12 protein-coding genes are annotated in these 15,045 nt (G+C 61.9%); 6 read left to right on the plus strand and 6 right to left on the minus strand.

What is annotated here, in order from left to right:
• Positions 1 to 3: 3 nt before the first annotated feature.
• Together V2391_RS07415 and V2391_RS07420 are read left to right on the plus strand one after the other, a co-directional pair.
• Positions 4 to 642, plus strand: coding sequence for an amino acid ABC transporter permease (locus V2391_RS07415; RefSeq protein WP_006235796.1), 639 nt, complete (start codon positions 4 to 6; stop codon positions 640 to 642).
• A gap of 48 nt (positions 643 to 690) precedes the next feature.
• Positions 691 to 1,314 (plus strand): cytidylate kinase-like family protein, encoded by a 624-nt coding sequence (locus V2391_RS07420; protein WP_117564047.1) that lies wholly within the window; start codon positions 691 to 693, stop codon positions 1,312 to 1,314.
• Positions 1,315 to 1,364: 50 nt separating this feature from the next.
• Here the strand turns inward: V2391_RS07420 and V2391_RS07425 are convergent, their stop codons facing one another.
• Entirely contained in the window at positions 1,365 to 2,768 is a 1,404-nt protein-coding gene (locus V2391_RS07425; protein ID WP_329738819.1) for a helix-turn-helix transcriptional regulator, read from the minus strand.
• A 226-nt stretch (positions 2,769 to 2,994) separates the two neighbouring features.
• Between V2391_RS07425 and V2391_RS07430 the strand changes: the two genes are divergently transcribed.
• Complete coding sequence (locus tag V2391_RS07430; protein WP_329738820.1) at positions 2,995 to 4,953, plus strand: hypothetical protein; 1,959 nt, start codon at positions 2,995 to 2,997, stop codon at positions 4,951 to 4,953.
• 393 nt (positions 4,954 to 5,346) lie between these two features.
• Here V2391_RS07430 and gltA read toward each other — a convergent pair whose 3' ends face one another.
• From gltA to glmU, 5 genes are all read right to left on the minus strand, one after another.
• A complete protein-coding gene (gene gltA / locus V2391_RS07435; RefSeq protein ID WP_022094914.1) occupies positions 5,347 to 6,756 on the minus strand; it encodes an NADPH-dependent glutamate synthase in 1,410 nt (469 codons plus the stop codon).
• On the minus strand, positions 6,747 to 7,586 hold the full coding sequence (locus V2391_RS07440; RefSeq protein WP_006235793.1) for a sulfide/dihydroorotate dehydrogenase-like FAD/NAD-binding protein: 840 nt from the start codon (positions 7,584 to 7,586) through the stop codon (positions 6,747 to 6,749). Before V2391_RS07440 ends, gltA begins: the two co-directional genes overlap by 10 nt.
• A gap of 374 nt (positions 7,587 to 7,960) precedes the next feature.
• On the minus strand, positions 7,961 to 8,590 hold the full coding sequence (pth, locus tag V2391_RS07445) for an aminoacyl-tRNA hydrolase (RefSeq protein ID WP_329738821.1): 630 nt from the start codon (positions 8,588 to 8,590) through the stop codon (positions 7,961 to 7,963).
• Positions 8,591 to 8,813: 223 nt separating this feature from the next.
• Entirely contained in the window at positions 8,814 to 9,800 is a 987-nt protein-coding gene (locus tag V2391_RS07450; protein WP_089573682.1) for a ribose-phosphate diphosphokinase, read from the minus strand.
• Positions 9,801 to 9,993: 193 nt separating this feature from the next.
• Entirely contained in the window at positions 9,994 to 11,406 is a 1,413-nt protein-coding gene (glmU, locus tag V2391_RS07455; RefSeq protein WP_329738822.1) for a bifunctional UDP-N-acetylglucosamine diphosphorylase/glucosamine-1-phosphate N-acetyltransferase GlmU, read from the minus strand.
• 96 nt (positions 11,407 to 11,502) lie between these two features.
• Here glmU and V2391_RS07460 point away from each other — a divergent pair, with 96 nt between their 5' ends.
• Genes V2391_RS07460 through V2391_RS07470 form a run of 3 tightly spaced genes read left to right on the plus strand, consistent with a single transcriptional unit; the run spans position 11,503 to position 14,721 of the window.
• On the plus strand, positions 11,503 to 12,492 hold the full coding sequence (locus V2391_RS07460) for an energy-coupling factor transporter transmembrane component T (protein WP_329738823.1): 990 nt from the start codon (positions 11,503 to 11,505) through the stop codon (positions 12,490 to 12,492).
• The gene (locus V2391_RS07465) at positions 12,492 to 14,003 is read left to right on the plus strand and encodes an ABC transporter ATP-binding protein (protein ID WP_329738824.1); all 1,512 of its coding nucleotides are present in this window, start codon (positions 12,492 to 12,494) and stop codon (positions 14,001 to 14,003) included. Before V2391_RS07460 ends, V2391_RS07465 begins: the two co-directional genes overlap by 1 nt.
• A 4-nt stretch (positions 14,004 to 14,007) precedes the next feature.
• Entirely contained in the window at positions 14,008 to 14,721 is a 714-nt protein-coding gene (locus tag V2391_RS07470) for a DUF6580 family putative transport protein (RefSeq protein ID WP_329738825.1), read from the plus strand.
• The last annotated feature ends 324 nt before the right edge of the window (positions 14,722 to 15,045 follow it).

The following is a 15,045-nucleotide window of genomic DNA, read 5'->3' on the forward strand; positions in this document are numbered from 1 at the left end:
CGCATGGAAATCTTCAACGCGACCAACCTGCTCTACATCTGGGGCGGCTTTGTTAAGACGATCGAGATCTCGGCGCTGTCGATCTTTTTCTCGCTCATCTTTGGCACGGTGCTGGCGCTCGTTAAAAGCTATGCGCCCCGCCCGTTCCGTATTTTGGTGAGCGCCTATATCGAGCTGTTCCGTTGCACGCCAAACCTGCTGTGGATCCTGTTTATCTACTTTACGGTGCAGGGTTTGGACATTGTGATTTCGACCATCGCCTTTACGCTGTTTACCAGCGCTGTTATGGCCGAGATTGTGCGCGGCGGCCTCAACTCGATTCCGCGCGGCCAGTTTGAGGCAGCGCAGAGCCAGGGCTTCGGCTTCTTTGCCACCATGCGCTACATCATTCTGCCGCAGACGTTTAAGACGATTATTCCGGCGCTGTTTAGCCAGTGCACGACCGTCATTAAGGACAGCTCGTATCTTTCGGGCATTAACGTGGCCGAGCTCATGTACACGGCAAACGTCGTGATGGCCCATGCGATCGACCTCTCGCAGGTGCTTATGCTCTACGGCCTGGTATTTGCGATGTACTTTGTGCTCAACTTTGGTATCTCGCTGCTGGTGAGGGCGTATCAGAGGCGAATGGTGGCAGCGTAGAATGTGGCAAAGGGACAGCCCCTTTGTCACATAGAGAAAGGAATCGCGATGAGCGATCTGGAGAACAAGAAGAGTCCTGTGGTCATTACCATCGCGCGCGACTTTGGCGCCGAGGGCCACGAGATTGGTCGCATGCTTGCCGACGAGTTGGGGATTCCGCTGTACGATAACGAGCTGCTGGTGCGTGCGTCGCTGCGCGCGGGCGAGTCGCTCGACAAGATGGCTGCCTACGACGAGCGCCTGGCCGTGGAGAACATGGCGTTTCTGCCCGACCGCTACGATGCCCGTTCGTACTCGGACAAGTTGTTCCAAAAGATGAGCCAGGTGATTTTGGATCTGGGCGAGACCGAGAGCTGCATTATCGAAGGCCGCCTGTCCGATTACCTGTTGCGTAACAATCCCAACCACATTGCCGTGTTGGTGACCGCTCCCTTTGAGGACCGCGTCGAGATTGTGCGCAAGAAGCGCGGACTTAACAAAAAGAAGGGCGCCAAGCTGGTCAAGCAGCAGCAGAAGGCGCGTGAGGCGTTCTACAAGCGTTACAGCGCCGGAAAGTGGAAGATGACGAGCGGCAAAGACATCGTCGTCAACCGTGCCAAGCTGGGCCGCGAAGGCTGCAAGGATGTCATCGCCGCAGCCTACCGCTACAAAGTAGCGCAACTCGAAGGCTAGTCGATCAAAACCACCACAAAGGGGACAGCACCTTTGTGGTGGTTTTTGTTTTAGGCAGAGGGGAAGGCTTTGGCGAGACCGGCGCGCGTCTGCGTATCGGTCTTTTGGTAGATAGAGCTCAGGTGGCGCTGTACCATGCGCATCGAGATGCCGAGCTCCTCGGCGACCTGCTTGAGCGGGCGTTCATCCTGGGTCACGGCTATGAGCACGTCGACTTCGTGCGGAGTGAGGGCGTGGTTGGCGATGAAGGCCTGGCGCTGCTCTTCGATGCTCGGCGCAGCGAGCGCTTTCTCGGCTCGTTGCTGGTGTTCGCGCTCCTGCTCGGTTTGGGGCAGGCGGAACAGACCCGCGGCTACAAACGCCACACTCGCCGCCACAAGCAGCATGAGCGCGCCGATCATGATGAGGGCGACATTGCCCGAGGTCACAAGTGCCAGCGAGATGCCCGACGTAGTGAACGCGCACACGTTGTTGGCGGCGCGGCCCATGCCAGCCCACAGTGCGGGCGTGTGCATGCTCGGCGCCAGCTGCGTAAACGTGGCGGTAAAGAACGTGACAAAAAAGCCCGAGCTTAGGTAAAAGACGACAAGGCCCAGGTTGGGATCGGCGCCGGCCTCCACGGTCAGGATGGAAATGGTCGAGAGCACGGCGATGCCGAGCATGATGAGGCCCATGTAGCGACGCTCGGCAAGATCAAAGACGATACCGGCGACGAGACCGCTCGCCGCCAAAAAGAGGCGCGGCCAGGTCTGTACGGCGATGGTGCCGTGGGCGTTGGAGAACGTGACGACGTTATCGAGCGTCGAGAACAGGCAGGCGAGAATCATGACGAGCGCGATGCTCCAGCATGCCTGTTTGGCGAGGGCATGAGAGGGCTCAACAAAGGGATTGATGGCGGGGTTGGAGCTCCTGGCAGCCTTTTGGGGAACGACGCTGAGGGCGGAGATGGCGATAGTCGCTGTGCCGAGGATGATGAGCTCTGCGATACCGCCGCAATTGAGCAGGTTGATGGCGAACTGTATCAGGATGCCCGCGGCATAGGCCGCTCCTGCGCCAGTGGCGAGTTTGGGGTCATCCTGGAATGTCAACGAAAAGGTGTGGTGAGCAGCGGCACCCAGCAGACCGAGCCCAAAGAATGCCACGCAGCCCAGAATCTCGAGGGCAAGCGGGGCCGTAGGGAACTGGACCTGGGTCAATCCCAGGATGGCGATGGGAACAGCGGCGTTGACGACTGCCAGTGAGTGGCCTTTGCGCTGTGCGAGCCCGAGCAGCGGCGCGTACCCGATAAAGCCGAGCACACTTGCACCCAGAATAAAGCCCTGCGCGATTACAACGCGTTCGGCACCGGCGAGCAGCCCGACGTTGACGTCGAAGCGAAACTCGGCGGCAAGGAAGGCGAAGGTGAAGAGCGCGAGTGCCAGAAGCGCGTTGATTTTAGGCCCGCTCAGGTTCAAGGACGGTCCTTTGGGTGGACGAATGATCGTGTCCTCGATTGTAGCGTCCCTGGGACGAGTGTAGCGATGGCGAAGTCATATTGGATTAAACCGCAGGTAGCAATAGGGGTTCGTATCTACGAACCTAGGCATATGGAATCGCTGGTCGCACCTTGGTGGTACAGGACCACCACAAAGGGGACAGGCACCTTTGTGGTGGTGTAGTCCTTCGACCAAGGAGGCCGTTATGTACGGAAGCCGCTTCGATAAGCAAACTCAGCGTGAGTGCACCTGCTCGCTGGTTCATGGTACCTGGCGTTGTGTGGGTGCCAAAATAGCTTGCGCCGGCGCGTGTGCGCTTATGGTCGGGCAGTTGCTGCTGCCGAGCGTGGCGCTGGCGACGGAATGCGCCGATCCCGCCGCTGGGACGGATGAGGTTGCCGCGGCTCCGGTGACGCCGACGGTTGCGGAGGATACGGCGGCTCCGTCGCCGGTACCGGTGGCTCCGGCTGCGCCGATGACTGACGCGGCTCCGGCGGCACCGTCCACGGCAGAAGCTCAGCAAGATCAGCAGGACGCACCGCCGGCAACGGTAAACGATGCGGGCGCTGCTGACCAAGACGGCTCTCTTGGCGGCGCCGAAAGCTCGTCGGCAAACGACGCTATCATGCCCTGTGGCGTGACCGATGTGACAGGCGGGAGCGGTGTTAAGGTCAACACGACCGTGGTCCGCCACGATACGGACTGCAAGCTTTCGGACAACATCACGCTCGAAAAGGGCCAGCCGTATACCTATGATTTCCCCGATGTTGAGGGCGGCATGCCGGATGAGCCGCTCTGCGAACTTGTCGAAACCAAGTACTACCGGGCCGATGCTGCTTCGGGCACCCTGGCTGAAGTCCAGGACACATCTATGTCCGATGTGACGGCTCACTTTGAGCCTGTTGGCGATCACATGAGGCTGACGCTGACCTTTACGGGTGGCGCGGCAGGCGGCTCGTATCGACTCACGCGCAATGAGGATCTTTATATTGGCGCGGCACTGACGTATACCGGAACTGACTATGAAGGCAGCTCGACTATCCTCAACGAAACCAGGTACGATTATTACCTCCGCTACGCCATCAATAGCGAAATTACGCTCGTTGCGTCAGAAAACGAAGCCCTCGAGAATTTGAACGTCAACGACGTGAAAACCGACTATGCGCCCGGCGAGGCGCCGCGTGCGACCGCGACGATTCCTGCCGCCGATGCCGACAAGTATGAGATCGCCTATGAGTGCTGGGAAGAGATGGATGGCAGTGACCCTGCGGAGCTTACGCCCGTTGCCTTCTGGTATTCCGACCCCGCTAAGTATCCGACGGGCGCGAGGAGGATCGAGCGCTTCGAAGAGGGCAAGTTCTACATGTATTCCGTTGAGCTGAGGCTCAAGGGCGACAATACCGTGGCTGATGACTGCAATATGAACGTCAACGGTCATTGGGTACACCACATTAAGACCGTCAACGGCGTCTTTGCGCCCAATGCTGACAATATGCTGTGTGAGCAACCAATCGACGAATGGCGTGCCATCGACGTTATTGAGATCAACGGCGCCACGACCACCTTCAAGGCGGGCGACAGGCCGGTCTTTACGGCGGGTACTCCGGTGGATTCGAGCTCTGTCCTTCAGTGTGAGTTCTGGACGGGGAGCGACGGCAGTGAGGTGAATTCCGTCGAGTTTTGGGACCAGCACATCACCAACCATATTGACGCGTTTAAGCCCGGTGTGACCTATCGTTACGGCCTGTACTTTAAGCCGGCGCGTGGCTTCTACTTTACGCCCAATACCAAGCTGAAGATCAATGGGGTTGAGTGTGGCTATCAGGTGGGCGAGGCAAGTGAGGTTGATCCCGAGAGCGGTTGGATTTACACCCTGTGGCTGAACACCAATCTGACGTTTACGCCTGAGACTACGCCTACTCCCGATCCGCAGCCCACGCCGGATCCCAACCCAATGCCGCAGCCTGAGACTAAGCCCGAGGCCAAACCCGCGACCAAGCCGACCGCGACCAAGACGGTTGAGAAAGCCACGCCGGCCAAGAAGTCCGATACCGCTCTAGTCGCCACAGGCGACACCACCGCGATGACGGCCACCGCCCTAGGCATCGCCGGCGCAACCGTTGCCGCGGCCGGCATCGCCGCAACCAAGCGCCGCAAGCGCTAGGTTTTGGTGGCAGCGCCCGTCCTCGGCTTTATCAAGATCTCAATCTGTAACACCTGGCTGCCCAAAACGGCCCTAGATGTTACAGATTTAGATGAACCGAATGGCCGCTAACCTAACGTCTTGATCTGTAACACGTAGCGGGGAATTTGGTCTCTAACTGTTACAGATTGAGATGAACAGGCGGATGTTCGCACAATATCTTGATCTGTAACAACTACGAGGCTCAACAGGTCCTAACTGTTACAGATCGAGACAAAACGATCGACCAGGCCCCAAACTACCACAAAGGTGCCTGTCCCCATCGTGGTGGTCTGGCGGCCGGTATAGAAAAAGTCCCCGCCGGGCGCGTGCTCGACGGGGACTTTGCCGTTTGGTGGCTAGCGCTGCAGGTGATTACTCGCCCAGCAGGCTCTTGGTGATCGAAGCGGCGGCCTTCTTGCCGGCGCCCATCGCCAGAATGACCGTAGCGGCACCGGTGACGATGTCGCCGCCGGCCCAGATGCGGGGATCGGTGGTCTGGCCGGTCTCCTCGTCGGCAACGATGTAGCCCCACTTGTTGAGCTCCATCTTGCCGCCGATCTTCTTTGCGAAGGGGTTGGCGTTGGTGCCGATAGCCGAGATCGCGACGTCGCAGGGAATCTCCTCGATGGCGCCCTCGATGGGCACCGGGCGACGACGGCCGGATTCGTCGGGCTCGCCGAGCTCCATCTTCTGGACCTTGACGGCGCACACGGAGCCGTCCTCGCCAGCGACAAACTCGAGCGGGGAGACGAGCGGCAGAACCTCGACGCCCTCGGCCTTGGCGTGGTGCAGCTCGGCACGACGGCAAGGCATCTCATCCTCGGTACGACGGTAGGCGATAATGGCGTGCTCGGCGCCCAGGCGCTTGGCGGTACGGACGGCGTCCATAGCCACGTTGCCGCCACCAAAGACGACGACGTTCTTGCCGTGCTTGGTGGGGGTGTCGTACTCGGGGAACTTGTTGGCCTTCATCAGGTTCACGCGGGTGAGGTACTCGTTCGCGAAGAAGACGTTGGGCAGGTTCTCGCCGGGGACGTTGAGGAACTTGGGCAGGCCGGCGCCAGTCGCCACGTAGATGGCGTCGAAGCCCTGCTCGAACAGCTCCTCGGCCGTGGCCATGTTGCCCACGACGGAGTTGTACTCAAACTTGACGCCCATGTCCTCCAGGCCGTCAATCTCGCGCTTGACGACTGCCTTGGGCAGACGGAACTCGGGGATGCCGTAGACCAGCACGCCGCCGCCGGTGAAGAATGCCTCGAAGACGGTGACGTCAAAGCCGTTACGGGCGAGCTCGCCGGCGCAGGTGATGCCGGACGGGCCGGAGCCGACGACGGCGACCTTCTTGCCGTTCTTGGGAGCCATCTTGGGCGTAGAGGCGAGCTCGGGGCGGTCACCCAGGAAGCGCTCGAGCTGGCCGATGGCCACGGGCTCGGACTTCTTACCACGGATGCACTTACCCTCGCACTGGTTCTCCTGCGGGCAGACGCGGCCGCAGATAGCGGGAAGCATGGAGTCCTCGCGGATAGTATCGAGGGCGCCGCCGAAGTCCTTCGCGCGGATCTGCTCGATAAAGCGGGGGATGTTGATGTTGACGGGGCAGCCCTCAACACAGAACGGCTTCTTGCAGTTGAGGCAGCGCTCGGCCTCGGCCAGCGCCATCTCCTCGGTGAAGCCCTTGTCGACGGGGCGGAAGTCGCAGGCGCGCTCGGCAGCCGGCTCCTCGTTATCGGGGGTGCGGGGCGACTTCATATCGGCAACGAAACGACCGTTAACTAGTGGCATGCGCAGCTCTTTTCCTCATAGGCCTTGAGGGACTCGCCCTCTTCGGAACGGTAAGCGGCCTGGCGGGCACGAAGGTCATCCCAGTCGACCAGGGTGGCATCGAAGTCGGGGCCGTCGACGCAAGCGAACTTGGTCACGCCGCCTACCTCGACGCGGCAGCAGCCGCACATGCCGGTGCCGTCAACCATGATGGGGTTGAGCGACGCGGTGATGGGGGTGTCGTACTTCTGGGCGGTGAGGGTCGAGAACTTCATCATCGGAACGGGGCCGACGCAGAAGACCTGGCTCACGGCCTTGTCCTGCAGCAGGCGCTCCAGCGGAGCGGTGACAACGCCCTGCTCGCCGTAGGAACCGTCATCGGTAGTGATGTGGATGTGGTCCTCGTCGAGGAGCTCGCGGAACTGGTCCTCCATGAGCAGGAGGTCCTTGGTGCGGGCGCCCATGATGGCGTGCACCTCGTGGCCGGTCTCGACCAGGTGCTTGGCGACCGGGAAGGCAATTGCCAGGCCGACGCCGCCGCCAATGACGGCGCAGGGGCCCTCAGCCATCTCGGTGGGAACGCCCAGCGGGCCCACGACGTCGCGCAGCGACTCGCCGGCCTCGTAGGTGGACAGCATCTCGGTGGTCTTGCCGATCACCATGAAGATGAACTCGACCCAGCCCTCGTCACCGTTCCAGCCGGCCAGGGTAAACGGGACGCGCTCGCCCGTCTCGTTGGCGCGAACCATGAGGAACTGTCCAGCGTGCGCATGCTTGGCGATTGCAGGCGCCTCGATGCGGAACTTGAACACCTTCTCCGAGAACTGCGTCTTCTCCAGGATCTTATACATAGAACCCCTCTCTTGTTAGGGCCGCCGAACCGTGCCTCCACGGAAATGGACGGTAGCCCGAATAAAACCGTACGCGCACAGGCGTTGTGCAGACATACGGTGCAAATTATACCCTCATGGACATGTCACTTACGTGTGTCTTCGGCGGTTGGGAGCAGGGTTTATCCACTGCGGCTTACCAAATAGGGGCAGGTTTATTTTGGTCAGTCTTATCGGGTAAAACGGCAAAGGGGGCCGGCCTCGGGTTGTGATGAGGCCGGCCCCCTTTGGGGTGCTATGTGCGTATGGTGGCGCGCGGTTTATTGCGATGCCGCAACTGGGGCGTTTCCGCAGGTAAAACCTGACAAAATAAATCTGTCCCTAAATGGTAGGTTTTAGTGCTTGCCGTTGGCGGAGGCGGCGCCGTTGACATGGTCGCGGGCATAGACTACGCCGTGCACAATCGCCAGACCGGCGGCGTCGGCCGCGCGGGCGCAGGTGTCCTGGAAGTCCTCGGCCTCGCGGGCGCGCAGCTGCTTGAGCACGTAGTCGGCGACGGCCATCTTGCCGGGAGGGTTGCCGATGCCGGTGCGGATGCGGCTGAAGTCGCGGCTGCCCATCTTGTCGATGATGGAACGCAGACCGTTGTGGCCAGCATGGCCGCCGCCCACCTTAACACGCACGTCGCCGGCGGGAATATCGAGCTCGTCGTGGATTACGAGCAGCTCCTCGGCCTTGATCTTGTACTCGCGGCAGAGCTTGGAGATGGGACCGCCAGAGGTATTCATGTACGACTGCGGCTTGACCAGCACGATCTGGCGTTTGCCGCCCTCTTCCTCAGGATCGTTGATGTTGATGAGCGCGACCTCGGCGCCGGCCTGGTTTTTCCAGTACGTGACGCCGGCCTGACGGGCCAGCTCGTCGATTGCTTTGAAGCCAGCGTTGTGGCGGGTCTCGGCATACTCATCGCCAGGGTTGCCAAGTCCGGCAACCATGCGAATCTTAAGCGGCTGTGCAGCTGCCATATTTATCCTTCCGTTACACAAAAGTTTAATCAACGACAAAGGCTACCACGCCCGCCGAAGGCGAGACTTCGTTTCAGCGAAATCCCACCAGACAAAAGCACGGCCGCGGCAGAGCGAGCCGCCGAAACAGAAGAAACCCCCGCGCGACCTTTGCGAAGCAAGGGGGAGCGCGGGGGTTTCTTCTGTTTCGGCGGCGATGCGCCGGGCTGCAAGGACGATGCGACTACAGCGCGAAGTCGCCGCCGACGAGCGTGGAGACGGGCTCCTCGTGGTAAACGGCGGAGATGGCCTGAGCGAACTCCTCGGCGACCGAGATGGTCTTGATCTTGCCGCCGACCTCGACGGGGATGGCATCGGTGACGACGCACTCGACGATGGGGGCATCGTTCAGGCGCTCGATAGCCGGGCCCGAGAAGATGCCGTGGGTGGCGCACACGTAGATGTCGCCGGCGCCCATGGCCTTGAGCTCCTTGACGTTGGCGCACAGGGTGCCAGCGGTGTCAATCATGTCGTCGTTGATGATGCAGGTCTTGCCCTTGATGTCACCGATGATGCCCATGACCTCGGCGGCGTTGTGGCGCGGACGACCCTTGTGGGCGATGGCCAGGTCGCAGCCGAGCATGTCGGACAGCTTCTTGGCGGCCTTGGCACGACCCACGTCGGGGGAGACGACAACCAGGTTGTCGGTGTCGAAGTGCATGTCGTTGTAGTACTGGCCAAACAGCGGCAGTGCGGACAGGTGATTAACCGGGATATCGAAGAAGCCCTGGATCTGGCCCTGGTGCAGGTCGAGGGTGATGATGCGGTTGACGCCGGCGCGCTCGAGCAGGTTGGCGACGAGGCGGGCGGTGATGGGCTCGCGCGGGCCGGCCTTGCGGTCCTGGCGGGCATAGCCGTAGTGGGTGATGACGGCGGTGATGGAGCGGGCGGATGCGCGCTTGGCAGCGTCGGTGGCGATGAGCAGCTCCATGAGCATGTCGTTGACGTTGCCGCCGGCCACGGACTGAATCAGGAAGACGTCGGCGCCGCGGACGGTCTCGTCGTAGCGGGCGTAAATCTCACCATTGGCGAACTGCTTTAGCGTAAGGCCCGAAAGCTCGACCCCAAGGTACTCAGCGATCTTCTGAGCGAGGGGACGGTTGGAGGAACCGGAATACACGCGGATGGACTTGCGCATATTCTCCGACTTCTCGGGATCATTAATCGGCATTACCCTTCTCCTTTATACATCGAATGCCATATAGATGCCTTTTTGCATTGTAACCGCGCGGCGGGGTTAATCGGGTCTTGATAACGTCTTTACCGTCAACGGACACGAACCGACCACTCATCCGGTCGCGCAGGTCAGCATAGAAAAAGGAGCCGTCCCCATGGGAACAGCTCCTTTTGTGCTTGGTAAAACGTTATACCTCGTCGTCCTCGTGCAGACGGCGGCGATAATCGGCGGCCCAGCCCTCAATATTTACCTGACGGGCGCGGCCCAGACCGAGCGCGTCGGCCGGGACCGGCTCGGTGATGACGGAGCCGGCGGCCACGAGCGCGCCGTCGCCGATCTGGGCGGGCGCGACCATCATGGTGTCGGAACCGATGAAGGCATCCTTGCCGATGACGGTCTTGTGCTTGTGCACGCCGTCGTAGTTGCAGGTGATGGAGCCCGCGCCCACGTTGACGCCGGCGCCCATGGTGGTGTCGCCGATGTAGGACAGGTGCGGAACCTTGGAGCCCTCGCCGATCGTGGACTTCTTGATCTCCACGTGCGTGCCGGCCTTGGAGCCGTCGAGCATGTGGGTGCCCGGGCGCAGGTAGGCGCGCGGGCCGCAGTCGACGCCGTTCTCGATGACGGCCTCGATGGCGATGGTCTCATCGATGGTGCAGCCGCTGCCGACGGTGGTGTCGGTGAGACGGCTGTTGGGGCCGAGCTGGCACTCTTCGCCCACGGTGACGTGACCGATCAGATGCGTCTGCGGCCACACGACGGTGTCGCGGCCGATAACGGCATCGGGGCCGATCCAGGCCTGCGTGGGGTCGATGAAGGTAACGCCCTCGGCCATCCAGTGCTCGTTGATGCGGTCGCGCGCGATGGCGGTGAGCTGTGCGAGCTGGATGCGGCTGTTGACGCCCAGGCCGTCGCGGTAGTCGTCGCAGTGGAAGATGGAGACTGCCTGGCCGTGGCCCTTGAGGATCTCGAGCATGTCGGGCAGATAGTACTCGGACTGCGCGTTGTCGTTGCCGATTTCGTCGATGTGGGCGGCGAGCTGCGCGCCGTCGAAGGCGTAGCAGCCGGCGTTGCACTCGAGCAGCGTGGCGGCCTGCTCGGGCGTGCAGTCCTTCTGCTCGATGATGCGCTCGATCTGGTCGTCGGCGCCCAGCTTGATGCGACCGTAACCGAAGGGGTCGGGCGGGGTCATGGTCATGACGGTGCAGGCGAGCTCGCCGGTAGCGACGGTCTGCGCGAACTTGGCGACGGTGTCGGCGGTGATGAGCGGCAGGTCGCCGTTGAGCACGACGACGGGGCCTTGCGTGATGCCGCAGGCCTCGAGCGCGACCTTTACGGCGTGGCCGGTGCCCAGGCGCTCGGTCTGCTCGACGCACTCGACCCTGGTGGCGCTGTTGGCGTAGGCGCCATCGATGAGGGCGCGCATCTCGTCGGCGTGGCTGCCGATGACGACCACGACGCGGCTGCAGCCGGCCTTGATGGTGGCGTCGACGATCCACTGGACCATGGGCTTACCCAGGATCTTGTGCGAAACCTTGCAGTGGTTCGACTTCATGCGGGTGCCCTCGCCGGCGGCGAGGATAATTGCGGTTGCGTCCATGTGATCTCCTGTTACGTTATAGAGACGTGTGTTTGGAAACGATACACGGCGCAATATGATACCGCAGGCATATGATGAGCGCGTAACGATTGATGCGTGACGGTCGATGTCGCTGCCGCCGATGTGGTATTTGCGCTGGTTGTGCATGGCGGCGGCGCTGCGGCGTTGGCGTTTGAGCGAGGGGGGGGTGGGGTGCCCGTGGATATCATGCGAGAGAAATCGGGCAACGAGTCCGTCGCGGCATTTTCGATGTCGCATCCGGCGGTGCCGGCCCTCTACATGGTGCTGACGTTGGGGCTCACCATGTTCTCGATGCAGCCGGTGCTGATCGCGCTGTCGCTTGCGGGCGGGCTGGCGTACGGGTTTGCGACGCGCGGCGCCGCACGTACGTTGGGGGCGCTTCGCTGGCAACTGCCGGTGATTTTGGTCATCGCGGCGCTCAATCCACTGTTTAGCGCCTCGGGCTCGACGGAGCTGTTCCGTATTGGCATGCGCGCGGTGTATCTGGAGAGCATGGTATACGGCCTGTGCATGGGCGGGCTGTTTGTGGCGAGCGTGCTGTGGTTTGAGGCTGCGGCATCGATGCTTGGCTACGACAAGGTGCTTGCGCTTTTGGGTAACGCCGCGCCGGTGATCGCGCTCATGATCTCGATGTGCATGCGGCTTATCCCGCAGTTTTTGCGCCGCGGTCGTACGGTACTGGCGGTGCAGGATGCGATTGATGTGCCGGGGCGTGCGTCGGCCGACCCCGTGCGTTCGCGCCTACGGGCATCGAGCGTGTTGATGGGCTGGGGCATGGAGGATTCGCTGGAGCGCGCGGACGCCATGCGCTCCCGTGGGTGGGGTGCCGCGACGCGCCGCACGACGTACGCGCGGTATCGGCTGGGGCGCGGCGATGTTGCCGCGCTGGTTGGGCTTGCGCTGTTCGGCGTGGCCACGGCGGCAGTGGCGTGGACCGCGACGACGCAGTATTCGTTTTACCCGCAGCTTTCGGCGCCGGCGCCGTGGCCTGGCTATATTGTGTACGCGGCCTGGATGGCGCTGCCCTGCGTGCTGTACGCGATTGACGAGAAGAGGTTTGGCTGATGGCTCGGTTGGACGGAAGCATGATGGCGGGCGCGGCGTGCGGCTCGGATGCGCCGGCGATTGAAGTGCGGGACCTGCGCTTTGCCTACCCCGGGGCCGAGGCGCCGGTGCTCGACGGGCTCGACTGGTCTGTTCCCCAAGGTGCGTTTGCGCTGCTGGTAGGTGGTACTGGGTCGGGTAAGTCAACGCTGCTCTCGCTGCTCAAACCCGAGATTTCGCCGACGGGCGAATGCGCTGGTGAGCTGCGCGTGCTGGGCGAGAACGTTGCCGACATGGATGTTCGGGCGTCCGCGGAGCGCGTGGGCTATGTGTTTCAGGACCCCGAGAACCAGATCGTGTGCGAAACCGTGTGGCACGAGATGGCGTTTGGCCTGGAAAACTTAGGTATGTCGCGCGATGAGATGCGCCGTCGCGTGGCCGAGACCAGCTATTTCTTTGGGTTGGAGGATTGGCTCCACCGCGATACCGATACGCTTTCGGGCGGACGCAAGCAGCTGCTGTCGCTGGCGGCCGTGCTGGCGTTGCGCCCGCGCGTACTACTGCTCGACGAGCCTACGTCCCAACTGGATCCCGTTGCCGAGAAGAGTTTTCTGCATGCGCTGTTTCGCGTGAATCGCGAGTTGGGCTGCACGGTTGTTGTGGCGACGCACCAGCCGCGCCCGATGCTCGAATACGCGACGTGTGCGTATCGGATTGAGGGCGGGCGCGTATGCGAGGTGCCTGATATCGCCTCCTTGGGGCATCGCGAAGAGCTGTTTTCTGGCGAGGCGCCAGGGTGGGGCGCCTCGCGGCGTGCAAAAAACGGAGTTTTCAGCAGCGCCGGTGGATGTCGAATACTCCCAAAAATGCACGCTGGGTCGGCTACCACCCTGGCAGGGAGCTGGTTTCGATACGATCGAGCGTCCGGCTGGGTGCTGCGCGGACTCGATGCGGCGTTCTCGGCTGGCGCAGTGCATGCGGTTGTTGGCGGCAACGGCTGCGGCAAGTCGACAATGCTTTCGGTGCTAGCCAAGACGGTCAAGTTGCAGCGTGGGCATATGGAGCGCGGGGCGGCCTCGGCGGCACTGCTGCCTCAGAATCCCAAGGCGTTGCTGGTTGCCGAGACGGTGCGCGACGAGCTGATGGAATGGGCTTCGACCTGCGGATATGACGAGGCTGTGGCGCGGGAGCGCGCGGCGAGCCTGGGGCTGTCGGGCCTGGATGGGCGCCACCCGTACGATCTTTCGGGCGGGCAGCGTCAACTGCTTGCATTGGCAAAACTGCTGCTGATTGGCCCCGAACTGCTATTGCTCGATGAGCCCACCAAGGGCTTGGACTTGGCTAGCCGTCGCATCATCGCCCGCGCCTTGCGTGACCATGCGGAGGCTGGCGGTACCGTCATCATGGCCACGCACGATCTGGATTTTGCCGAGCAGGTTGCCGATGACATTGCCATGATGTTTGACGGTGAGATTGCCTGCATGGAGCCGCCGGCCGACTTCTTTGCCGACAACGTGTTTTATAGGGCGTGATGGGATGACGGATTATCGCGTCGCGCGCCTACTCGCAAAACTGGAGATCCCGCTGCTGCTGGCGGTGCCAGCGGTGATGGCTGCGGCGTTGCTAGCGGGCGTTGAGCAGGCGGCGCTCGCCATGCTTGTCGTGGTGGCGCTGGTGCTTGCGCTGTTCTTCGCGGGTTACGAGACGTCGCGACCGGGCCTTCGCCAGATTATGCCCACGCTGGTATTGGCGGCGCTGGCCGCGGCGGGCCGCATCTTGTTCGGCCCCATTCCCGACTTTAAACCCGTGAGCGCCATCGCTATTATCGCGGGGGCGACGTTGGGCCGACGCAACGGCTTCATGGTCGGTGCGCTGGCGGCGCTGACCAGCAATTTCTTTTTTGGGCAGGGCATGTGGACGCCGTGGCAGATGTATGCCTGGGGTCTGGTTGGCTATGTTGGCGGCGCGCTGGCGCATGCGGGCGCTTTTGATCGCGCCGATGGCACCGTGCGCATGCCGGCGCTGCTGGCCTACGGCTTTGCGTCGGGCCTGCTCTATGGAGTTGTAATCAACGCCTACGACATCATCGGCTTTGTGCAGCCGCTCACGTGGGCGGGCGCCATGGCGCGTCTTGTCACGGCGGTGCCGTTCGATATCACGCACGGTCTCGCGACCTGTGTGTTTTTGGCCGCCCTGTACAAGCCCTGGTGCCGCCGCATCAACCGTGTTGTCGTGAAATACGGACTGTAGGGCAGGTTGTGCTGGAGCAAGAACCAATACTGCTGCGGTGCCATTTCAAAACTATGCCGGTTTACGGGGCCAGATTGGCATAGGCCGACCATACCGTCATTTTTCGAAAATAGGCGAGCCGTCTACCTGCGGTTTTATTTTTCCCAAGCTGCGTATGGTTGGGGGCTCGCGATTCAGCCCCGTAAACCGGCATAGTTTTGAAGCGGGCCGACTCATATGACGGTCGCCGCGGGCCCTAGGAGCCAAAATGATCCGTTTCCTCCGTCCCTAAGGGGTCGTTGGGGGGGTGCTCGCCACGAAACCGGGCCATCTACTACGTTTGAC

Origin of the sequence: Collinsella sp. CM84Y_54 (assembly GCF_036317945.1) — a bacterium.
Taxonomy (GTDB): Bacteria; Actinomycetota; Coriobacteriia; order Coriobacteriales; family Coriobacteriaceae; genus Collinsella.

Coding starts and splice junctions, on each gene's coding strand:
- glmU (WP_329738822.1), bottom strand. CDS start 11,406: ATGGACGCAACCGCAATTATCCTCGCCGCCGGCGAGGGCACCCGCATG.
- gltA (WP_022094914.1), bottom strand. CDS start 6,756: ATGCCACTAGTTAACGGTCGTTTCGTTGCCGATATGAAGTCGCCCCGC.
- pth (WP_329738821.1), bottom strand. CDS start 8,590: ATGGCAGCTGCACAGCCGCTTAAGATTCGCATGGTTGCCGGACTTGGC.
- V2391_RS07450 (WP_089573682.1), bottom strand. CDS start 9,800: ATGCCGATTAATGATCCCGAGAAGTCGGAGAATATGCGCAAGTCCATC.
- V2391_RS07440 (WP_006235793.1), bottom strand. CDS start 7,586: ATGTATAAGATCCTGGAGAAGACGCAGTTCTCGGAGAAGGTGTTCAAG.
- V2391_RS07465 (WP_329738824.1), top strand. CDS start 12,492: ATGGCTCGGTTGGACGGAAGCATGATGGCGGGCGCGGCGTGCGGCTCG.
- V2391_RS07470 (WP_329738825.1), top strand. CDS start 14,008: ATGACGGATTATCGCGTCGCGCGCCTACTCGCAAAACTGGAGATCCCG.
- V2391_RS07430 (WP_329738820.1), top strand. CDS start 2,995: ATGTACGGAAGCCGCTTCGATAAGCAAACTCAGCGTGAGTGCACCTGC.
- V2391_RS07420 (WP_117564047.1), top strand. CDS start 691: ATGAGCGATCTGGAGAACAAGAAGAGTCCTGTGGTCATTACCATCGCG.
- V2391_RS07415 (WP_006235796.1), top strand. CDS start 4: ATGGAAATCTTCAACGCGACCAACCTGCTCTACATCTGGGGCGGCTTT.